This is a genomic window from Streptomyces sp. NBC_00483, from assembly GCF_036013745.1.
Taxonomy (GTDB): Bacteria; Actinomycetota; Actinomycetes; order Streptomycetales; family Streptomycetaceae; genus Streptomyces.
This window is the reverse complement of the sequence record NZ_CP107880.1, coordinates 9665006-9686687: the sequence shown is the minus strand read 5'-3', so window position 1 is coordinate 9686687 and position 21682 is coordinate 9665006. Positions and strand designations below refer to the sequence as shown.

The 21682-nt window shown below is 70.8% G+C and carries 18 protein-coding genes; 9 read left to right on the top strand and 9 right to left on the bottom strand.

Annotation, left to right across the window (positions count from 1 at the left end):
* Window positions 1-28: 28 nt before the first annotated feature.
* Window positions 29-2569, bottom strand: coding sequence for a PEP/pyruvate-binding domain-containing protein (locus tag OHA73_RS43295; RefSeq protein ID WP_327658136.1), 2541 nt, complete (start codon window positions 2567-2569; stop codon window positions 29-31).
* A gap of 130 nt (window positions 2570-2699) precedes the next feature.
* Between OHA73_RS43295 and OHA73_RS43290 the strand changes: the two genes are divergently transcribed.
* Complete coding sequence (locus OHA73_RS43290; RefSeq protein ID WP_266724685.1) at window positions 2700-3461, top strand: class I SAM-dependent methyltransferase; 762 nt, start codon at window positions 2700-2702, stop codon at window positions 3459-3461.
* 50 nt (window positions 3462-3511) lie between these two features.
* Here the strand turns inward: OHA73_RS43290 and OHA73_RS43285 are convergent, their stop codons facing one another.
* On the bottom strand, window positions 3512-4375 hold the full coding sequence (locus OHA73_RS43285; RefSeq protein ID WP_443063188.1) for an ArsR/SmtB family transcription factor: 864 nt from the start codon (window positions 4373-4375) through the stop codon (window positions 3512-3514).
* A gap of 265 nt (window positions 4376-4640) precedes the next feature.
* Between OHA73_RS43285 and OHA73_RS43280 the strand changes: the two genes are divergently transcribed.
* The 6 genes from OHA73_RS43280 (at window position 4641) to OHA73_RS43255 (ending at window position 11314) form a co-directional block, all read left to right on the top strand.
* Window positions 4641-5642, top strand: a complete 1002-nt coding sequence (locus OHA73_RS43280) for a LacI family DNA-binding transcriptional regulator (protein WP_327658135.1) — start codon at window positions 4641-4643, stop codon at window positions 5640-5642.
* A gap of 104 nt (window positions 5643-5746) precedes the next feature.
* A complete protein-coding gene (locus OHA73_RS43275; protein ID WP_327658134.1) occupies window positions 5747-6973 on the top strand; it encodes a sugar ABC transporter substrate-binding protein in 1227 nt (408 codons plus the stop codon).
* Window positions 6974-6993: 20 nt separating this feature from the next.
* Window positions 6994-7953, top strand: a complete 960-nt coding sequence (locus tag OHA73_RS43270) for a carbohydrate ABC transporter permease (RefSeq protein WP_327658133.1) — start codon at window positions 6994-6996, stop codon at window positions 7951-7953.
* A gap of 8 nt (window positions 7954-7961) precedes the next feature.
* A complete protein-coding gene (locus OHA73_RS43265; RefSeq protein ID WP_327658132.1) occupies window positions 7962-8798 on the top strand; it encodes a carbohydrate ABC transporter permease in 837 nt (278 codons plus the stop codon).
* Window positions 8799-8842: 44 nt separating this feature from the next.
* Window positions 8843-10876, top strand: a complete 2034-nt coding sequence (locus OHA73_RS43260) for a glycoside hydrolase family 31 protein (RefSeq protein ID WP_327658131.1) — start codon at window positions 8843-8845, stop codon at window positions 10874-10876.
* A gap of 117 nt (window positions 10877-10993) precedes the next feature.
* Complete coding sequence (locus OHA73_RS43255) at window positions 10994-11314, top strand: DUF6191 domain-containing protein (protein ID WP_267073388.1); 321 nt, start codon at window positions 10994-10996, stop codon at window positions 11312-11314.
* Window positions 11315-11343: 29 nt separating this feature from the next.
* Here OHA73_RS43255 and OHA73_RS43250 read toward each other — a convergent pair whose 3' ends face one another.
* Both OHA73_RS43250 and OHA73_RS43245 read right to left on the bottom strand, forming a co-directional pair.
* Window positions 11344-11520: a hypothetical protein gene (locus tag OHA73_RS43250; RefSeq protein WP_327658130.1), complete on the bottom strand. Its 177-nt coding sequence runs from the start codon at window positions 11518-11520 to the stop codon at window positions 11344-11346.
* Window positions 11521-11668: 148 nt separating this feature from the next.
* Window positions 11669-12550 (bottom strand): MurR/RpiR family transcriptional regulator, encoded by an 882-nt coding sequence (locus OHA73_RS43245; protein WP_327658129.1) that lies wholly within the window; start codon window positions 12548-12550, stop codon window positions 11669-11671.
* Between the two features lie 188 nt (window positions 12551-12738).
* On the opposite strand from OHA73_RS43245, the gene OHA73_RS43240 reads away from it, so the two are divergent.
* A complete protein-coding gene (locus OHA73_RS43240) occupies window positions 12739-14154 on the top strand; it encodes an MFS transporter (protein ID WP_327658128.1) in 1416 nt (471 codons plus the stop codon).
* Window positions 14155-14163: 9 nt separating this feature from the next.
* Entirely contained in the window at window positions 14164-15399 is a 1236-nt protein-coding gene (locus tag OHA73_RS43235) for a metal-dependent hydrolase family protein (protein ID WP_327658127.1), read from the top strand.
* Between the two features lie 76 nt (window positions 15400-15475).
* Here OHA73_RS43235 and OHA73_RS43230 read toward each other — a convergent pair whose 3' ends face one another.
* The 5 genes from OHA73_RS43230 to OHA73_RS43210 form a co-directional block, all read right to left on the bottom strand.
* On the bottom strand, window positions 15476-16690 hold the full coding sequence (locus tag OHA73_RS43230; protein WP_327658126.1) for an amidohydrolase: 1215 nt from the start codon (window positions 16688-16690) through the stop codon (window positions 15476-15478).
* 68 nt (window positions 16691-16758) lie between these two features.
* Window positions 16759-17847: an ABC transporter ATP-binding protein gene (locus tag OHA73_RS43225; RefSeq protein ID WP_327658125.1), complete on the bottom strand. Its 1089-nt coding sequence runs from the start codon at window positions 17845-17847 to the stop codon at window positions 16759-16761.
* Window positions 17844-18902 carry an ABC transporter ATP-binding protein gene (locus OHA73_RS43220; protein WP_327658124.1) on the bottom strand — a complete coding sequence of 353 codons (1059 nt, stop codon included), beginning with the start codon at window positions 18900-18902 and terminating at the stop codon, window positions 17844-17846. The genes OHA73_RS43225 and OHA73_RS43220 overlap by 4 nt, the downstream gene beginning before the upstream one ends.
* Window positions 18902-19903: an ABC transporter permease gene (locus OHA73_RS43215; RefSeq protein ID WP_266724668.1), complete on the bottom strand. Its 1002-nt coding sequence runs from the start codon at window positions 19901-19903 to the stop codon at window positions 18902-18904. Before OHA73_RS43215 ends, OHA73_RS43220 begins: the two co-directional genes overlap by 1 nt.
* A 6-nt stretch (window positions 19904-19909) precedes the next feature.
* Entirely contained in the window at window positions 19910-21652 is a 1743-nt protein-coding gene (locus tag OHA73_RS43210; protein WP_266724666.1) for an ABC transporter substrate-binding protein, read from the bottom strand.
* Window positions 21653-21682: the final 30 nt, after the last annotated feature.

Genomic DNA, 21682 nt, shown 5'->3' with positions numbered 1-21682 from the left:
GGCTTCCAGGATAGGCGCCGTGCCGCGGCTACGCGCCCTGTCGGCGCGCCCGCACCACCCCCGCGCTGCCGTCCACCGTGATCACGTCACCGGTCTCGATCCGCGTCAGCGCGTCCGGCACGCCGACCACGGCCGGGATGCCGTACTCGCGGGCCACGACCGCGCCGTGGGAGTTGGCGCCGCCCATCTCCATCACGAGACCGCCCGCGGTGAGGAACAGCGGGGTCCAGCCGGGGTCGGTGGACGGGGCGACGAGGATCTCGCCCGGCTCCAGGTGCGCGCCGACGGGATCGGTCACCACGCGCGCGTGCCCGGTGATCTCGCCCGCGGAGGCCGCGGTGCCGACCAGGTCACCGGGGGCGCTGGGCACCGTCCGCGCGGCCGCTTCGGGTTCCGTTCCGTCGGAGAGGAGGACGCGCGGGATGTGCCGGCGCCGCATCTCCCGCTCGTACTCGTCCTTGCGTACGGCGACCGTCGGGCGCAGGTCCCCGTCCGTCGAGCGCATCTCCTCGAAGTCCAGGAAGAAGACGTCCTGCGCGGCGTCGAGGCGCCCTTGCGCGTGCAGTTCGGTTCCGCATTCGGCGATGCGAGCGCGGAGGGAGCCGAAAAGCGTGATCGCCAGATACTTCGGGTATTCGCGCAGTCCCGCCAGCAGCCGGGTGCGACGCAGGGCGAACCGGACGAGTCGGCCGCGGCCCTTGGCCCGCCGCGCGAGCCGCTCGATCATCGCCTCGGCCTCGGCCGCTCCGCGCGCGAACACGGCGTCGGGCCGGGCCTGTTGGTCATTCAGGCGCAGGTAGTTGCGGACGACGCCGATGATGTGCGTGGGGTCGTCGGACCAGCGCGGGAGGCCGAGGTCGATCTCGGCGACGGCGCGGTGGCCCCACTGGCCCAGGAAGGCGCGGAGCCCGTCCTGCGCGACCGGCGGCAGTTCACCGGCGCGGTAACGGGCCACCAGCTCCTGGACGTTGGCCTCCTGGAACGAGTCCATGGCGTCCCGCTCGGCACGGATCGTACGTGCCAGGTTCCACAGGTCGAGGTCCATCTCGGTGGTGACGTTGTTCGGGAGGCTGCGCAGGACCGTCTGTAGCTCGCCGGGTTCGGTGCGGACGAGCCGGCCGGCGAGGCCCAGCATCGCGAAGCCGACCAGGGCGGTCGGGGCGACGGTGGGCAGCACCGGGATCACGCAGTCGCGCAGGGCCCCCTCGACGGACCTCGCTTCGGCCGCCTTCAGCACGCGCGCCTCCGTGCGCCGTGCGCGCCGCACCGCCGCCTCCGGGTTGGCGAGTGCCCGCAGCACGGTGGAGGGAGCGTGGAACCTGCGGGCGAGGCGCGCCACTCGCCGGATCGCGGGCCAGGGTGAGGTGCTCGTCAGAGCCAGGCGCGGATCGTCGTACAGGCCGCGCAGGACGTGCGCCGAGCGGGCCTCCATGACGTCGAGTACGCGCGGGAAGAAGGCCCTTCCCGTCCTACTACGTAGGACGTTGGTGAGGTCGATGAAGACGCGTCCGGCCGCCTCGGTGCAGCCCTGCGAGCCCGGGTCGCCGATGATGATCCGGCCGGCGGCCCCGGCGATCTCCCGGATCGCGGCGCGCCCGGCCGGGGTGATCGGCCGTTCCAGGCCCTGGGCGAGGCTGAAGCAGAAGTACACACGGAAGTCGCCCTCGGCGTGTTCGGGCACCGGGAACAGGGTCGTGATGGGCCGCGACTGGGTGAGGTGCAGGGCGCCCCGGGCGTCGATCGCCCACTCGGTGTCCTGCGGACTCCCGTAGTGCGCCTGCACCTTGGCGCCGAGGGCGGCGAGTTGGAGAATCTGACGGTCGGTGAGACACGGCGCGGGGTTCTCGCCGATGTCGACCTTCTCCGTGCCGCCTCCGGCCAGGGAGCAGATGAGGAACCGCTTGTCGCCGAGCTTCCGTTCGACGATCTCCTGGCCGTCGACGACGAAGTGGTCCGGGTTGACCGCTCCGGAGACGACGGCCTCGCCGAGGCCGGGGCTCGCGTCGATGACCGCCTGGTCCCGCTTGCCCGTGACGGGGTTGGCGGTGAACAGCACGCCGGACACCGCCGAGTCCACCATCCGCTGGACGACGACGGCGAGTTGGACCGATCCGTGGTCGATGCCGTTGGTCTCCCGGTAGCTCACCGCACGGTCGGTCCACAGCGAGGCCCAGCAGCGGCGTACGGCATCGAGGACGGCGTCCGCCCCGACGACATTCAGGTACGTGTCCTGCTGCCCCGCGAAGCTGGCGAACGGCAGGTCCTCTGCGGTGGCACTGGAGCGCACCGCGACGGCCGCGTCGTCGCCAAGTCCCGCGTACGCGGCGCGGATCGCGTCCCCGAGCTCGCCCGGCACCTCCGCTTCGAGGATGCGCCGGCGCGCCTTGTCGGACTCCAGACCCGCGAGGCCGTCCGTCACCGAGAGCGTCCGGTACGCGTCCGTGGTGACGCAGAAGCCGTGCGGCACGGGAAGCCCGGCCCTGGTCAGTTCGCCGAGGTTGGCCGCCTTGCCGCCGACGGCGGCGAGCATCGTCGCGTCGATGGAACGGAGGTCGAGGACGAGCGGCATGACGTTCCTTCCTGCCTGCGGTGACCGCCCGGCGCGTCTGGTGACGCCGGACCGTGCCCTTATTCATCATGCGATGAATAAGGGCGACGCGTCAACGCACCCGGCCGGGCCGATGCGCGACAATGCGGGGATGAGCACCACGTCACGCGCCCTGTCGTTCGACAAGGCCGCAGGCCAGTACGCGACAAGCCGCCCCTCCTATCCGGCCGAACTCCTCGACGCCATCGAGGAGTTCACGGGTAACGACCTCGCGGGCGCCCGCGTCGCGGATGTCGGCGCGGGCACGGGGATCGCCACCGCGCTGCTGCGGGACCGGGGCGCCGAGGTGATCGCCGTGGAGCCGGGTGAGGCCATGGCATGTGAGTGCCGCGAGCGAGTCACGGGCGTGCCGGTGGTGCGCGGCGACGGCAACGCTCTGCCGCTCGCAAAGGCCTCCCGCGACCTCATCACCTACGCGCAGGCCTGGCAGTGGACCGACCCCGCACACTCCGTACCCGAGGCGCTGCGGGTGCTGCGGCCGGGCGGCGCGCTGGCGATCTGGTGGAACACGACGGACTTCGACGTGCCGTGGATCCGCGACCAGCACACGCGCATGGCACGGCACTGCGGAGCGACTCCGAAGCCCGCCGCACGCCCCTCGGACAGCGACGCCATCCGCCTGGCGGGCCTCACGGGACTGCGGGTCGCACGGCGCCACCTGCCCTGGACCCGCACCGTCCCGCGCGACACGCATCTCGCCAACATCGGCAGCCGGTCCGCCTTCCTGGTCCTCGACGAGTGCGACCGGCACGCGTTCCTCGCCCGTGAACGCGAGCGCCTCGCCGAGGCGTTCCCCTCCGGGGACGTAGAGGAGAGCTACGTGGTGGATCTTCTGGTGGCCCGCCGCCCCTGACCCGAGCGGTCGGCCCCGGTCCGGTCCGGGGCCGACGTCGGCGCCCGCGCTCAGCCCTGCGCCTGCGGCTCCGGCAGCGGCTCCCCGGTCTCCAGGAGTGTCTTGAGGCTGGACAGCAGGGCCGGCCAGCCGTCGCCGATCATCGTGCGGACGGTGCTGTCGGGGTCGAAGCCGTCGTGGACGACGGTGAGCTTCACGGTCTCGCCCATCGCCTCGAGATCGAAGGACACCTTCGAGCGGCTCTCTCGGGCGATGCGCTGCCGCAGCTCCTCGTCGACGCCGACGGCCTGCGCCCACGCGGGCGTGAAGGTGTGCCAGGTGTAGGCGAGGCGGCGCGGCGGGTCGGCCTCCAGGACGACCTGCTCGGGATCCTCGGTGCGGCCGTCGCCCTCCAGCCACACCATGGGCGAGCCGGGCTTCCAGTCGGTCTCGAAGGCCACGCCCCAGTAGCGGCGGGTGAAGGCGGGCGAGGTGAGCGCCTCCCACAGCCGCTCGGGGGTCGTGCGGATGTAGCTGGTGTGCACGAAGGGCTCTACGGCGGCGGGGCCGCCGGCGGTGGCGTTGCTCATGGGGGGTTCCTCTTCCAATGCGGTGCGGAGGTCGTCGAGGGCGCCGGCGCGATGCCGGTCGTAGCGGCTGAGCCAGCGGTCGGCGACCGCGTTGAGGGGCGCGGCGTCGAGGTAGTGCAACTTCTCGCGACCCCGACGCACGGTCGTCACCAGACCCGCGGCCTCCAGGACGGCGAGGTGCTTGCTGACCGACTGCCGGGCCATGTCCAGCTCCCCGCACAGCTCGCCCAGCGTCTGCCCGCCCCGGTCGTTGAGGCTGTCGAGCAGCCGCCGGCGCCCGGGGTCGGCGAGCGCCTTGAATATCGCGTCCACGGGGGTCGTGCCCTCTTCCGGTCGACTCGACATGCAGCCGATCGGCTGCCTTATCTCGCCATCGACGATAGGCAGCCGTTCGGCTGCATGTCAATCGGTGAGGGTCGGCGACCCTTGTGACCAGCCTGTTATCCCTCGTCGAAATCCGTCGAACCGGCCGCCCCGCTCTGGACGCCCCAGATCCGCCGACCTAATGTCACCGTCGTTCCCCACCGGCGATCACAGGGACGATCACGGGCTCAGGCCCTCATCGAAACGATTCGACCGGGGCATTCGACAGAGACAGGCAGCGCAGACCATGGTCGGCATCACGGACGTGGCCCAGCACGCGGGTGTGGCCACGAGCACCGTGTCGTACGTGCTCAGCGGGAAGCGCCCCATCTCGGCGCCGACGCGGCGCCGTGTCCTGGACTCGATGTCGGCGCTCGGCTACCGGCGCCCGGCCTCCGCGCGCTCCCGGACCATCGGGCTCGCCGTGCGGGTCGACGACGGGGCCCACCGGCCGCTGCTCGCCGAGTTCATGCTGTCGGCGAGCGTGGCGGCCCGCGGCCGGAACTGCAACGTCCTGCTCCTGACCGACCACGCCGAACACGGCGTTCTGGACGCGGCGCTCCTCGACGGGCTCGTCCTCATGGACATCGGCATCCACGATCCGCGCCTGGACACGGTGCGCGAACTCGATGTGCCCGCCGTGCTCATCGGCCTGCCACGCGATCCGGCCGGACTCGCCTGCGTCGACCTCGACTTCCACGCGGCCGGCGTGCGGTGCGTGGACCACCTCGCCGACCTCGGACACCGCGAGGCGATCTTTCTGGGGGCGCCGGACGCCGCCTATCGGCGCCGCACCGGTTTCGCCGTACGCACCGCCAACGGGGCCGTCGAACGCGCCGTCGCCCGCGATCTGCGCCTCACCCACCGCGCGGTCGACGGCGACTGGGACAGCACGGCGGGCACGCTGACCCGGGCGCTCCAGGAACGCCCGAACGCCACCGCGCTGATCGTCCAGAACGAGGCGGCCACCCCGCACCTGGCTCCGCTGCTGCGCAGTCTCGGGCGGGCCGTGCCCGAGGACATGTCGCTCGTCGTGCTCGGTTCCGACGCGGTGGCCACCGCGGGCACCCCGGCACTCACGTCCATCGCCGTACCGGCCGCTCAACTCGCCGAGCGCGCGGTGGAGTTGCTGATCTCCCGCATCGACCGCATGAGCGGCGCCGCCGAGCCCACCCCCGTACTCCTGGAGCCGCGACTCACCGTCCGCGCCAGCACCGCACCTCCACCGGCTCCCGGCCGAACCGCCTGATCCCCCACAGGGAAAACGACATGCCTGCCTCGGCGGCATGCCGTCACTCACCATGCCCCACCGCTCTCCGAGCCACCGTCCCCCGACCCCCAGAAGGGCCCCTCGTGTCCACCCGTATCCGCGCAGCCACCGCCGCCTGTGCCGCGTTCGCACTCAGTGCGACGCTCGGCGGCTGCGGCCTGATCACCGCAGAGACCCCGCCGAACACCCTCACCGTCGCGGACTACTACACCGCCGAGCCCGGCAACACCGCGCTCACCGAGATCCTCAAGACGTGCGGCCGCGCCACCGGCGTGCATGTCGTGCGCGAGGTGATGCCACGCGCCCAGCTGGTCCCCAAACTGCTGCGGGACGGCGCCGCCCGCACACTCCCGGACCTGGTCCTCAGTGACAACCCTGACCTGCCCAAGCTCGCCTCGACCGGGGCGCTGCTGCCGCTCAAGGGCCGGACGGACACGGCCGGCTTCTACAAGAGCGTGCTCGAGGCGGGCACGTACGACGGGGAGCTCTACGGCGTCGCGCCGGGTGTCAACGGCCTCGCCCTCTTCTACGACAAGGCCGTCTTCAAGAAGGCGGGCCTCGAACCTCCGACGACGTGGAAGGAACTCCGGGACACCGCGGCCGAACTGACGGAGCGACACCGCTACGGACTCGCCCTGTCGGCCGTCGGCACGGAGGAGGGCAGCTGGCAGTACGAGCCGTTCCTGTGGGGCAACGGCGGCGATCTGGACGGGCTCGGCTCGAAGGCCTCCGTCGACTCACTGACGTACTGGTCCGGCCTGTTCGGCGACGGTTCGGTGTCGAAGTCGGCGCTCAACTGGCAGCAGTCCGATGTCGCCGAGCAGTTCATCGGCGGGCACGCGGCCATGATGGTCAACGGGTCCTGGCAACTGGCCGCCCTCGACGCGGAGAAGGGCCTCGACTACGGCGTCGTGCCGCTCCCTGTGCCCGAGCGCGGTGACACACCCGTCACCCCGCTCGGCGGTGAGGTGTGGGCCGTGCCCAAGGGCGAGCGCCAGGACAAGGCCACCGAGGTTCTCGACTGCGTGCTGAGCCCGCGGAACATGTACGACTGGGCCCGGTTGCGCGCCGATGTGCCCGCACGACCCGACGTAGCGAAGCGCCTGGTGAAGCGGCAGCCGGATCTCGCGCCCTTCGTCGCGGGGGTCCCGGCCGCCCGAGCGCGCACCACCGAACTGGGCACCGTCTACCCGGCCGTGTCCGAGGCGCTGTACACCGCGCTCCACCAGTCCGTGACCGGGACGCTCAGCCCCGCGCGTGCCCTGAAGGCAGCGCAACGCGACGCCCGTTCCGCCGTCGACGACCACTGACCAGGCGAGGTGCCACACCCATGACCACCGTTGTCGACAGGCCCGCCGCCCCGGCCGCGGCCCCGACGCCACCGACCCCGGACGCCCGCGCGGCCGCCCGCCGCACACGCCTGGCCCGGATGAGCTTCTACGTACCGTCCGTCCTCTACCTGCTGCTCTTCTTCGGCTACCCGATCACCGCCAACGTGGTGATGTCCTTCCAGGACTACACGGTCACGTCGTTCTACGACGGCGACGCCCCGTTCAACGGGCTCGCCAACTACACGGCGATCTTCACCGACGACCTGTTCGGCGCCTCGCTGTGGCACACGGTGGTCTTCACCGTCGCCTCCCTCGTCGCCCAGTTCGCCCTCGGCCTCGCGCTCGCCCTCTACTTCCGCCGCCGCTTCCCGCTCGGCTCCGTCCTGCGCGCCCTGCTCCTGCTGCCGTGGCTGCTGCCGCTCCTCGTCTCCGGCACGGTGTTCCGCTGGCTGCTCGACCAGGACTACGGAGTCGTCAACCAGGTCCTGTTGAGCCTCCACCTGGTCAGCGACCCGGTGCCGTGGCTGGTCAGCCCCGATCACGCCATGGCGGCCGTGGTCATCGCGAACGTCTGGATCGGCATCCCCTTCAACATGGTGATCCTCTACGGCGGTCTGCAGTCCGTCCCGCCGCAGCTGTACGAGGCCGCCTCGCTGGACGGCGCGGGCGCCTGGGGGAAGTTCCGGCACATCACCTGGCCGCTCCTTCGCCCGGTCTCCGCGGTCGTGCTGATGCTCGGCCTCATCTACACCGTGAAGGCCTTCGACGTCGTCATGGTGCTGACCCAGGGCGGCCCCGCCGACGCGACGCAGCTGCTCTCCACCTGGTCGTATCAACTCTCCTTCACCAACCTGCAGTTCGGTCAGGGAGCGGCCGTCAGCAACGTCCTCATCGTCATCGCCATGGTCTTCGCGCTCGTGTACCTGCGGGCCGTGCGCGCCGAGCAGTCCGAAAGGTGAGGACCGAGATGCCCACCGCACAAACCCGCTTCCGGGGATCGGCCTGGGGACACACCGTGTTCGCCCTGGTCCTGGTCGCCGCGTTCCTCTTCCCGCTGTACTGGATGGTCAACGCCTCGCTGCAGCCCGGGCAGGCGCTCCTGAGCATCCCGCCCAAGTGGTTCCCCACGGAGCCCACCCTGGACGGCTACCGGGCCGCCTTCGACACCCAGGGCCGCCATCTGGTCATCAGCCTCTTCGTGGCCTGCGGAAATGTCGTCCTCACGCTGGCACTCGCCGCGCCGCTCGCCTGGGCGCTCGCGAAGTTCCGGCTGCGCTGGGCGGCGCTGATGCTGTTCGTGCTGCTCATCGTGCAGATGGTGCCGGGGATCGTGAAGGCGAACTCCTTCTTCACGCTCTACAGCGAGCTCGGTCTCCTCAACAACACGATCGGCCTGATGCTCGCCCAGTCCACCCTGTCGGTGCCGTTCGCCGCGGTGCTGCTGCGTGCCCAACTGCGCGACATCCCCGGCGAGGTCATCGAGGCCGCGGCGCTCGACGGCGCGGGGCACTGGCGGACGTTCCTGCGGATCGTGCTGCCCATGAGCCGCAACGGGCTGATCACCGCAGGACTGTTCGCGTTCCTGTTCTCCTGGGCCGACTTCCTCTTCGCGATCACCCTCACGTCCCGCGAAGCGGTCACCCCGGTCACCGTCGGCATCTACCGCTTCATGGGCGCCAACGCCACCGACTGGAACGCGCTGATGGCCTCGGCCGTGCTCGCGTCGATCCCGGCCGCGATCCTCCTCGTCATCGCACAGCGGTACATCGCCGTCGGCGTCACGGGCGGCTCGGTCAAGGACTGACCCCGTACGCGGACCCCATCTAACTCACTTACTGGAGAAGCACGTTGAACACCTTTCGGGAACACGACGGCGGCCTGGAGTGGCACGGCGGCCATGAGACGCTGCGCGTCGAGCCCTGGGGCGAGCACTCGGTGCGGGTGCGCGCCGCGCTCGGCCCGCTGCGCGACGACATTCCCGGCGCCCTGCTCGACCGGCCCGCCACCAGGGCCGAGATCACCGTCCCCGACCTCACCGGTCTGACGGTCTTCAAGAACGGGCTCGGCTCCCCCACCGACCCGGTGCCACCGGCCCGCCTCGTCAACGGCCGGATCACCGCCGAGATCACCGTCGACGGTCTGCTGCGCTTCGTACGCACCGAGGACGGCGGCGAGCTGCTCGCCGAGAGGCCCGCACACTTCTGGTGGCCGGGCAGCCGCGCATACACCCCGGCCGGTCACGGCTACAGCCGCCTTGAACAGCGCTTCGAGGCGTTCGCGGACGAACGCGTCTACGGTCTCGGGCAGCGCCAGCACGGGTTGCTCGATCAGAAGGGCACCGTCCTCGACCTGGTGCAGCGCAACACGGAGATCACCATCCCGTTCGCACTGTCCAGCCGCGGCTACGGCTTCCTGTGGAACAGCCCGGCCGTGGGCCGCTCGGAGTTCGTCGCCACGCACACCCGCTGGGTCGCCGACAGCGCCCGCCAGATCGACTACTGGATCACCGCGGGCGAGCGGCCCGCCGACATCCTGCGCTCGTACGCCGACGCCACCGGCCACGCGCCCGACTTCCCCGACTGGGCCACCGGCTTCTGGCAGTGCAAGCTGCGCTACCGCACCCAGGCCGAACTCCTCGACGTGGTCCGCGAGCACAAGCGGCGCGGGCTGCCCATGTCGGTGATCGTCGCGGACTTCTTCCACTGGACGCGGCTCGGTGACTGGAGGTTCGACCCGGCCGAGTGGCCCGACCCGGCCGCGATGGTGCGTGAACTGGACGAGCTCGGCGTCAAGTTGATGGTCTCGGTCTGGCCGTCGGTCAACCGGTCGTCCGAGAACTACGACGAGATGGAGCGCCGCGGACTGCTCGCCGCCAACGAGTACGGCACCGCCGCGCATGCGACGTGGGTCGACAAGGGAGCGGACCACCGCGTGATGGTGTCCTTCTGGGACCCCACCAATCCCGAGACACGTGACTACGTCTGGTCGAAGGTGCGGGAGAACTACCAGTCGCTCGGCATCAACCTGTGGTGGCTGGACGCCTGCGAACCCGAGATGAAGCCGGGCCACCCCGCCAACCTCCGCTACCACGCGGGCCACGGCGCGGAGGTCGCCAACCTCTACCCGCGCGAGAACGCCCGCATCTTCCACGAGGGCATGGCCGACTCCGGCGATACCGACGGCATGTCCTTCTCCCGGTCCGCATGGGCGGGCAGCCAGCGCTACGGCACCGCCGTGTGGTCCGGGGACATCGGCACCGACTTCCCCGCGCTGCGCGCCCAGATCGCCGCGGGCCTCAACATCGGCCTGTCCGGCATCCCTTGGTGGACCACCGACATCGGCGGCTTCCACGGCGGCGACCCGGACGACCTGGCCTACCGCGAGGTCCTCGTCCGCTGGTTCCAGTTCGGCGCCCTGTGCCCGATCTTCCGCCTGCACGGCTTCCGCCTGCCGTGGCTCCCGCTGGGCGGCGAGATGACGGGCGGCCCCAACGAGGTCTGGTCGTACGGCGAGGAGGCGTACGCGATCATGCGCGACTACCTGGACCTGCGCGAACGGCTCCGCCCGTATGTGGCCGAGCAGATGGCGACGGCCGCCCGCGAAGGCCTCCCGCCCATGCGCCCCCTCTTCCTCGAATTCCCCGAAGACCCGACCTCCTGGGACGTGTCCGACGCGTTCCTCCTCGGCCCGGACCTGCTGGTCGCCCCAGTCACGGAGGCGGGGGCCACGGCCCGCGAGGTCCACCTGCCGGCCGGGGCACGCTGGCGCTGCGCCTGGACGGGTGTCTCCTATGCCGCCGGGGCCCGGCACACCATCGACGCCCCGATCGGCCGGATCCCGCTGCTGCTGCGCGACGACGCGGAGCTTCCGATCGCCGGCTGACCGCCTGATCGGTCCTCCATGACACCACCGGGCCCGTCGGCCACGCCCAGCACATACTCACCATCCGCCCGCAGCTCTCCCGGGAACTCTGAACGCCCGCCGCCAGTTGTGAGTGTCATGGAGTTCGTCTTCTTCATGACACTGCCGGGGTTGGTCATCGTGCTGACGCTGCTGGCCTTCGTCGACCAGCTGCTGTTGCGCGCGGGCCGGGCCGGTGTGCTGCCGTGGCGCCCCGGTACGCGGCACGGTCAGGTCTCGGCCACCGGGTTCGAGCAGTTGCACGGCGCGCTGTCGCCCGGCAAGCAGCACGAACTCAAGGAACGGCAGTCGGCGCTGGTCATGCCGGACAACGAGGACGACGGGGCGCCGCCGAACAGGACGACAGTCAATCTGGACGGCGGAACGGCGGTCGTCCGACTCCCCCGCGCCCACGGATAGCCGACACCCAAGGCACCCGAGGCACCTCCCTACGCCGCCTTCACAATGCCGCCACGCTCGGCCGCCGCCCACTCCGCGACCAGCACCTCGTATTCCCGACGCTGCTCGGCACTCAACCGACCACCGGAGCGCAGCATCAGGTCACGGATCCGCTCGTTGAGTTCTTCGGCGGACCGGGCGGGACCAGGCTCGGGTGTGGGGATCATGTGAAGAGAATAGTGGGCGCCACTGACAATCAGCACGCGAATTGCTCCGGAACGGACGTGCTGTGCCACACACTCACGACGCCGACGGCCCCCGCTGCCACCATGGTTCGATGACGAAGCGCACGGAGCCACCAACCCTCCCCGTTCGCTAGCGCCCCCCGTCCCACTTCAGTGTCGCCGCCCGGTGCAGCACCCCGTACCGCACCCAGCGTTCCTCCGCCGCCGCGACCGACGTGGCCGTGCGGTCGGGGTCGAGGGTGGCGAGTTGGGCGACGATGGACTGGCACAGGGCCAGGCCCGCCGTGAGGGAGGGGAAGAAGGACGTGCCTTCGGCGGGGGCCAGTAGGACGTCCTCCGCCGCGGCGGCGAGTGGGGGGCTGGCCGCGTCCGTGATGACGAATACGCGTGTGCCGCGCTCGCTCGCGTCCTCGGCCGCCGTCACCGTGCTCTGGTAGAGGCGCCAGAAGGAGATGGCGATGAGGAGGTCCTCCGGGCCCAGCGCCGCGACGGAGTTGACCAGGTCCGCGCCGCCGGTGGCCTCGAGCCGGACGTCATATCCGGCGAGGCGCGCGTTGTGGGCGAGGGCGGTGCCCGCGGAGGCGTAGCTGCCGGCGGCGATGACAAGGGTGCGGCGGGCGGAGGCGATGGCCCGGGCGATCCGGGCGACCGCCTCGTCGTCGGCGTGGGCCGCCAGTTGGGCCAGGTTCTCCTGGTCGCGGCTGAGCGAGCCGGCCCATGATGTCCCGCCCTCCTCCCGGTGCGCGGCGTTGACCTGGGCGGCGCTGAGGTGGGAGAGATAGCGCGCCCGCAACTCCCGTTGCAGATCGGGCCAGCCGCCGTAGCCGAGCGCCTGGGCGGTGCGGGTCACGGTGGCGGGGTTGGCGCCGACGCGGCGGGCGACGTCGGCGACGGAGGCGTAGGCCGCCTGCTGGGGCTGCGAGACGAGGAAGTCCACGATCGCGGCGGCCTTGGGGCGCAGCCCGCGGGCCGGGGTGGCATCGCGCAGCCAGGTTGCCAGTTCGCCGTGCACACACAACTCCGCTGTAGAGGACGCCCGGCACCTCCGAGTGAGGCGCACGCCCAGACTCTACGTTCCCGGAACGTAACGCAAAGATCGTTGCGGAAACAGCGTTACGCAATCTACTTTGCGTGGGCGGTGAACGTCCCCCGCGTCCCCGACACCCCGAGGACGCCCCCGACACCTTCGAGGATCCGCCCATGTCCCTCCTCGCTCGCCTGGACAGACTCCCGCTGTCCAGACCCCATTACCTCCTGCTGCTCATCGGCGGGCTCGGCTACACCTTCGACGGCATGGACGCGGCCGTGGTCGCGTTCCTGCTGCCGAGCGTCCAGGATCTGTGGCACCTGGCCAACGGCGCGCTCGGCCTGATCGGTTCGGCCTCGCCGTTCGGCTATCTCTTCGGTGCCGCGATCGCCGGCATCCTCGGCGACCGCATCGGCCGCAAGCGCGTGATGATGTACGCCCTCGCGTTCTACGTCGTCTTCACCCTGGTCGCCGCCGCGGCCCCGAACTTCCCCGTCTTCATGGGCGCCCGCGTCCTGGCCGGGGCCGGTACCGGCGCCGAGAGCGCGATCATCGCCCCGTTCCTGTCGGAGTTCGTGCCGTCCAAGCGGCGCGGCTGGTTCGTCGGCGCGCTCGCCGGGTTCTTCTCCTTCGGCTTCGTGGCCGCCGCGCTCATCGGCCGGTTCATCGTGCCGCTGGGGGCGGACGGCTGGCGCTGGGCCCAGGTCGTCACGGCGGTGCCCATCGTGATGCTGCTGTGGTGGCGGCGTGCGTTGCCGGAGTCGCCGCGCTATCTGCTGGAGCGGGGGCGGCACGCGGAGGCCGAGGAGGTCGTCGCCGAGCTGGAGCGCCGCGTGGAGAAGTCGACCGGCCGCCCACTGCCGCCGGTCGAGCACACACACGCCGATGTCGCGCCCGCCTCGAAGGAGACCGCGCCACCCAGCGTCTGGACCGGCCTGCGGTTCCTGTGGTCGCGCAAGATGGCCCAGCGCACGGGCGTGACCTGGGTGATGTGGTTCGTCATCACCTTCTCGTACTACGGGTTCTTCTCCTGGATCCCGACGCTGCTCGTCCAGCGCGGCATCACCGTCACCCAGAGCTTCTCGTTCTCGCTCATCATCTACGCGGCCCAGGTGCCCGGTTACTTCTCCGCCGCCTGGCTCAGCGAACGCCTCGACCGCAAGCACACCATCGCGCTCTACCTCACCGGCTCGGCCCTCTCCGCGTACTGGCTGAGCCAGACCTCGACACCGGTCGCCATCACGGTGTCCGGCGCCGTGCTGTCCTTCTTCCTCAACGGCACCTACGCGGGTCTGTACGCGTACACGCCCGAGGTCTTCCCGACCTGGATCCGCGCCACCGGCAGCGGTCTGGCCAGCGCGTTCGGCCGGATCGGGTCGATCATCGCGCCCACCGTGATCGGCCTGATGGCCGCAGGCGCGGGCTTCGCGGGTGTCTTCGGCATGACGACGGCGGTGCTCGCCGTCGGAGTCGTGGTCACCCTCGCCTTCGGCCTGTCCACGGCCAACCGCTCGCTGGAGGACATCGGCGCCCCCGTCACCTCCCCGGCTTCCCCCGCACCCGCAACCGCACCCACAACCAAGGAGTGATCCCGCACCATGACCAACACCCCTTCGCCGCACACCGGTGACGCTCTCGTTGTACGCAACGCCCACCTCCTCGACCTGGAGTCCGGCACCTGGCGCGAGGGCGACCTCCTCTGTACCGACGGCCGGATATCCGAGGAGGGCGCCGACCGGCCGGACGACGCGCAAGTCCTCGACGTACAGGGCGGGTTCGTGCTGCCCGGCCTCATCGACGCGCACGTCCACGTGACCGCGTTCACCGCCGCGCTCGGCTCGCTGGCCACCACTCCGGCCAGCTATGTCACCGCGCAGGCGTCCCGCATCATGGGCGAGATGCTCGACCGCGGGTTCACCACGGTCCGCGACATGGCGGGTGCCGACTTCGGACTCGCCAGGGCGCAGCAGGAAGGTCTCGTACGCGGCCCCCGACTGGCCTTCGGCGGTAAGGCGTTGAGCCAGACCGGCGGCCACGGCGACAGCCGCGACGCGGGCAGCTGGCACCACGACGAGCACCCGTGCTGCGCCGACCACGGACGGGTGGCGGACGGCGAGGATGCCGTACGCGTCGCGGCCCGCGACGAACTGCGCAAGGGCGCCCACCACATCAAGGTGATGGCCTCAGGCGGTGTCGCGTCGCCCACCGACCGCATCGACTCCACCCAGTACTCCCCCGCCGAACTGCGCGCCGCCGTCGAGGAGGCGGAGGCCGCGAACCGGTACGTCGCCGCGCACGCGTACACCGCCCGCGCGGTCAACCGGGCCCTGGAGGCAGGTGTCCGGTCGATCGAGCACGGCAACCTGATCGACGACCGCAGCGTCGAACTCCTCACGGAGCACGGCGCGTTCCTCGTGCCGACGCTGGTCACGTACTGGGCGCTCAAGAAGGAGGGACGGGAGTTCGGGCTCTCCGAGGACAGCTGGCGCAAGGTCGACGACGTGCTCGGGGCGGGCCTCGGCGCCCTCGAACGCGCTGCGCGCGGCGGGGCCCGGATCGCGTACGGCTCCGATCTCCTCGGGGGCATGCACCGCCATCAGAACGAGGAGTTCCGGATCCGTTCGGAGGTGCAGAAGCCGCTCGACGTGATCCGGTCCGCGACGTCAGTCGCCGCCGAACTCCTCGGGATGAGCGGGGAGATCGGGACGCTCGCCGCCGGGGCCCGCGCCGATCTGCTGGTCCTCGACAGCGATCCGCTCGCCGACATCGCGGCGCTGGCCGACCCCGCGCGGCATCAGGTCGCCGTCGTACAGGGCGGGCGTCCGGTCCGGTAGCGAGTCGCCCGGTCCGGTAGCGCAGAGAGCCGCGGAGGCCGGCCGCACACACCGGCCGGCCCCCGCGCGCCACGTGTCACACCCCGGCGACCAGCTCAAGACCCTCGGCCACGACGCGGCCGTCGTGCAGCACCGTGCGGTCCTTGCCCCGGTCCATGACCGCGCTGGACGGGGTCTCGCCGTCGACCAGGACGAGGTCCGCGCGGTCGCCCACCGCGAGGCCCGGGCGGTCGGTGACACCGGAGAGGCGCGGCACGTCGTGACTCATGATGGAGGCGCCGCCCATCGTCGCCACCGCCAGGGCCATCTCGATGTGGTCGTCGCGGCGGAAGTTGTTGGTGAAGGCCAACTGCCAGGTGCGGTCGAGGAGATCGCAGTTGCCGTACGGGCTCCAGTAGTCGCGCTGTCCGTCCTCGCCGAGGCCGACGCGGACGCCCGCCTCGGTGAGGTCGACGAGCGAGAGGTGGCCGCGGCCGGCGGGGGCGACCGTCGCCATGGCGATGTCCAGCTCCGCGAACTCGTCGATGAGGCGGCGGCTGGTGGACTCGTTCACGGAGCCGAGCTCGTAGGCGTGCGACATCGTCACCTTGCCCTGCATGCCGAGGGCGCGGACCCGCTCCAGGATCAAGTCCGTGGAGAACACGCCGAGTTCACCGGGCTCGTGCAGGTGGATGTCGACCTCGACCTGGTACTTCTCGGCGAGCCCGAAGACGACGTCGAGGTGGCCCTTGGGGTCGCGGTCCAGGGTGCACGGGTCGATGCCGCCCATGACGTCCGCACCGGCCTTGAGCGAAGCCTCCAGGTACTGCTCGGTCCCCGGCTCTCGCAGGATGCCGGCCTGCGGGAACGTCATGATCTGGACGTCGGCGAGGTGCCCGTGCTTCTCCTTGGCCGCGACCACGGCCTCGAACTTCTCCAGCTTGCAGTCGACGTCGACCTGCGCGTACGAACGCACCCGCGTCGTGCCGCGCGCGATCATCCGCTCCAGCGTTCCGGCCACCCGCTCGTTCAGCGGGACCTCGGCGTCGCGCCAGTTCTCGCGGTCGTTCATCGTCATCGTCCACACGCCGGGGCCTCCGGTGTGCGGGCGGAACGGCAGGCCGATGCGGGTGGAGTCCAGGTGGACGTGCACATCGCTGAAGGAGGGGAAGAGGAGCCGGCCGCGGCCCTCGACGACGTCCCCGACGGACTCGGCCTGCGGGTCGTGCGGGCGGATCGCGGCGATGCGGGCGCCGTCGAGCTGTACGTCACTGCGCTCGCCGCCCCAGGGGCGGACGTCACGGATGAGCATGTGGTGCGACTTCTTTCTGTTCGGTGATGCCAGAAGTGGGGGTCGTGGGGATGGTGTGTGCGGCTCGGTCAGTGGGTCACGAGGGCCCTGTCCGCGAAGTGGCATGCGGGGCCCTCGGCACCCGCCATGGGCGGCAACTCGCCCGCGCACCGCGCCTGTTCGGCCTCGTCGAGGGTCGGCCGCAGCGGGCAGCGCGTACGGAAAACGCATCCAGAGGGCGGGTTCGCGGGGGTCGGCAGGTCGCCGCTGAGGCGGATTCTGCGGCTTCGGTCGGCGTCCGGGTCCGGCTGCGGGACGGCCGAGAGCAGGGCACGGGTGTAGGGGTGGCGCGGGTCGTCGAAGACCTCCCGCGTCGGCCCGCTCTCCATGATCCTGCCCAGGTACATCACGGCGACCCGCTCCGCGAAGTGCCGTACGACGGACAGGTCATGGGCGATGAAGACGTACGAGACACCGGTGTCGGCCTGGATGTCCTGGAGGAGGTTCACCACCTGCGCCTGCACGGAGACGTCGAGGGCCGAGACGGGTTCGTCGCAGATGATGAGGCGGGGTTCGAGGGCGAGGGCGCGCGCGATGCCCACGCGCTGCTTCTGGCCGCCGGAGAACTCGTGCGGGAACCGGTTGTAGTGGTCGGGGCGCAGGCCGACGCGGTCCATCAGCTCGCGCACCCGCGCCTTGACGCCGCCGGGCGGGTTGATGCCCTGGGCGTGCAGCGGGGCGGCGATGGCGCTGCCGACGGACTGGCGGGGGTTGAGGGAGGAGGACGGGTTCTGGAACACCATCTGGACCTGCCGCCGGTACTCCTGGGCCTCGGCCCGGTTCAGCGAGCCGAGGTCCCGGCCGTCGAGGCGGATGGTCCCGGCGGTGGGATCGAGGAGGCGCATCAGCAGCCGCCCGGTGGTGGACTTTCCGCAGCCCGACTCGCCGACCAGGCCGAGCGTCTGCCCGGACCCGACGGAGAAGCTCACACCGTCGACGGCCTTGACCGGCGCGCCGCCCCGGCCGAGCAGTCCGCCCCGCCCCGGAAAGTGCTTGGTCAGCCCCTCGGCCTCGAGCAGCGGGGTCCCGGCAGAGGCCGGAGTTTCGGCAGAGGGCGGGGTCCCGGCAGAGGATGGGGTCTCGGCAGAGGGCGGGGTCTCGGGAGAGGTTGATGTCATCGCGCGGCCTCCTCGGCGGTGGCGAGGTTCTCCTGGTGGCACCGGGAGGGGTGATCGGCGCCGGTGCTCGCGAGGAACACGGGACGCTCGCTGCGGCACAGGTCGCCCGGCACGAGGTGGGTCTGCGGGCAGCGGTCCGCGAAGAGACACCCGGTGGGCAGCGCGGTGAGCGACGGCGGGAACCCGGGGATGGGGCGCAGCCGCTCGCCGTCGTCGCCGAGTGTCGGCATGGAGGCGAGCAGGCCCTGCGTGTACGGGTGGCGTGGGTCGCGGAACAGTTCGCGCACGCTCCCCCGCTCCACGCACTGCCCTCCGTACATCACGGCGACATGGTGGCAGACCTCGGCGACGACACCGAGGTCATGGGTGACCATGACGATGGCGGTGCCGGTCTCCTGCTGGAGTTCGCCGAGCAGGTCGAGGATCTGCGCCTGGACGGTGACGTCGAGGGCGGTGGTCGGTTCGTCGGCGATGAGGAGTTCGGGCTCGCAGACGAGGGCCATCGCGATCATCGCGCGCTGGCGCATGCCTCCGGAGAACTCGTGCGGGTACGCGCGGGACCGCCGTTTCGGGTCGGGGATGCCGACGCGGCCCAGCATGTCCACGGCGACCGCGAGCGCGGCCCGCTTCGACACCTTGTTGTGGACCCGGTACGCCTCGGCGATCTGGTCGCCGACCGCGTGGAAGGGGTGCATCGCGGAGAGCGGGTCCTGGAAGATCATGGCGATCTTCTTGCCGCGCCAGGCCCGCATCCGCTGCTCGGACAGGGTGTTGAGGTCGGTGCCGTCGAGCACGATCTCGCCGCCGACCTGGGCGCGGGTCTCCTTCAGCAGCCCCATCAGGGCCTGGCTGGTGACGGTCTTGCCGGAGCCGGACTCGCCGACGAGACCGACGGTCTCGCCCTTGGCGAGGGTGAGGTCCATGCCGTTGACGGCGTGCACGAGCCCGTCGTCGGTGGGGAACGCGACGTGCAGATCCCTGATCTGCAGCAGCGGTTCACCGGAGAAAGAACCAGAGGAAGAGCCGGAGGAAGCACCGGAGGAAGAGGTGGTCATCAGGCGGCCCTCACTCGCGGGTCGATGACGGCGTAGAAGGCGTCGACGACGACATTGGCGACGATGATGAAGAAGGCGGCGAGCAGCGTGATCGCCATGGTCACGGGCAGATCGCCGGCCTGCGCGGCGCGGACGGCGGTGAAGCCGACGCCGGGCACGGAGAAGATCTGCTCGGTGAGCACGGCGCCGCCGAGCAGCAGCCCGATGTCGAGTCCCAGCATGGTGACGACCGGGGTCAGTCCGGCGCGGGCGCCGTGCCGCACGACCATGGCTGCCTTCGACAGGCCCTTGGAGCGGGCGGTGCGCATGAAGTCCTCGCCGAAGGTCTCCAGCATGGAACTGCGGGTGACGCGGATGTACTGGGCGCTGAACAGCACCGCCAACGCGACCCACGGCAGCAGGTAGTTGAGGAACCAGCCGTCGAAGCCGGCCGGGCCGAAGGGTGAGGTGATGGCGTTGGTGGTGAACGGCAGCACGTCGAAGGTCGACACGAAGACGAGCAGCAGGAGCAGTCCGGTGACGGGGATCGGCAGCGAGACCCCGATGGACGCGGCGCCGACGATCAGCTTGTCCGTGAGCTTGTTCTTGCGCAGCGCGGCGAGCGTGCCGAGGGTGACTCCGGCGACGGTCCACAGCACGATGGCGCCGACGGCGACCGACACCGTGTACGGCAGGGCGCGCTCCAGGACGGCGGCGACGTCCTCGTTCGTCTGGAAGGACTTGCCGAGGCAGGGCCACTGGCAGAGCGTCTCGGCGCCGGGCGCGCCGATCATCCGGCCGTGGAACAGGCCCGACATGTAGTTCACGTACTGGGTGAGGAACGGCTTGTCCATGCCGAGGGCGACGCGCGCCTCGGCGACGCGTTCGGGGGTGCACTCCTGGCCGCAGGCGGCGGCCGCCGGGTCGGCGGGCCCGAACTGGAAAAGGGTGAAGGTGACGAAGCTGATGACGATCAGCAGAACGACGGTGGCGCCCAGGCGCCGCGTCAGGAAGGCGAGCATGTCAGGTCACCCCTTCCCCGGGCCGGACGCGACGGAGACGGTCGACAGGTCGATGCCTCCGAAGAAGTAGCCGACCTGCGCGCCCCGGATGTCGGAGCCGACGACGCTGCGCGTCACGTTCCTGATCAGCGGGACGAGCGGATAGTCCTGCATGGCGCGGTCGAAGAGCGTCGACCACTTGCGGCCCAGCTCCTCGCTCGTACCGTTCTCACCGCGCAGCGCGTACATGGCCTTGGAGATCTCCGGGTCGTGGTAGCGGGGGATGTTGGAGAAGCCGAAGGTCTTGCCGTCGACGCTCGGGCCCAGGTTGGGGTCGATGGTGGTGCGCACCGAGCCGCTGTCGGCGCCGCCGCACCAGCCGCTGCGGGCGAGGTCCGGCATCGCCTTGCCCGCGAGGGTGGTGAAGTAGTTCGCGGCGGGGATGGGGCGCAGTTCGAGGTCGATGCCGAGCTGCCTGAGGTTCTCCTGGAGCGAGGTGCCCATGTTCTTGAAGCGGGGTGTCGCGTCCGCGTAGCCGTAGACGAGCTTCTTCGGGTACGAGCGACCCTTGAGCAGCTTCTTCGCCTCGTCCAGCTTGGGCTGGCCCGTCGGGTCGAGGTCGGTGTGCTGCTTTACGTAGCCGCGCTGTTGGGGGTTGATGTACGACTGGGTGAGCTTGCCGAAGCGGGCGCCGCCGTACTGGAGCTGGATGGCCTTGCGGTCGATGGCGAGCGCGAGGGCCTTGCGGACGACCGGGTCCTTGATGGTCTCGGTGTTGAAGTCGAGGACGTCGGTGCAGCCGATGATCCCGGACGCGGTGCGCCGGGCGATGCTCGGCTGGTCGAGCTTGGCCGCGTCCGACGCCTGGAGCCCGCCCGCGCTGTCGAGGGTGATGGCCGTGGGGTCGGAGTCCGCGAGCAGCTGCTGGCTGATGGTGGACTGCGCGGTGGAGAGGCTGAAGGTGAACGTCTGAGGCAGGGCACTGCGGTTCGGGTCGGTGGCCGGGTCCCAGTGCTTGTTGCGGACGAGCTTCATGGCGCGCCCGCGCTGGTACGACTCGATCTTGTACGGGCCCGTGGACACCGGGTGGTTGGTGTAGTCGAGCTTGGTGTCCTTGGCGCGCGGCACCGGTGCGGTGTTGGAGCGGGAGACCAGGGCGGGGAACTCGGCGAACGGCTGCTTCAGCTTGAAGACGACGGTGCGGTCGTCCGGTGTCTCGATGCCCTTGAAGTCCCCGGCCGCCCCCTTGGCGTAGGGGCCCTTGTAGCCGTCGTCGGAGAGGGCGGCGTTCAGTTCCTGCGGCGCCTGGGTGTAGACGTCGCGGGCGTAGGTGCGCTCGACGCCGTACTTCACGTCCTTGGCCGTGATGGGCCTGCCGTCCTCGAACTTCAGCCCCTTCTTCAGGGTGTAGGTCCAGGTCAGCCCGTCCTTGGAGACCTTGCCGAGGTCGGTGGCGAGGTCGGGGACGACCTTCGGTGGCTTGCCGGCCTCCTCCTTCGCCATGGTGAGCGTGCGGTAGTAGAGCTGGCCCACGTTGGCGGTCTGGACGTAGTTGCTGTTGCCGGGGTCGAGGGTCTGGAAGTCGGTGGACATCAGGACGTTGACGTTGCCGCCCTTGGTGGTGTCTCCGTCACCGACCTTGACCGGGTCGAAGGCGTCGGCGGGGGCGCGGGAGCCCGAGCCCGGCGCGGGCTTGGCGCCGCCGCAGGCGGTGAGAGCCATCCCGGCGGTCACCGTCAGGGCGAGAGCCGCCACGGTGCGTCGATTCACTGCTGCTCCTGTTGTTCCTGGCTTGTCCGA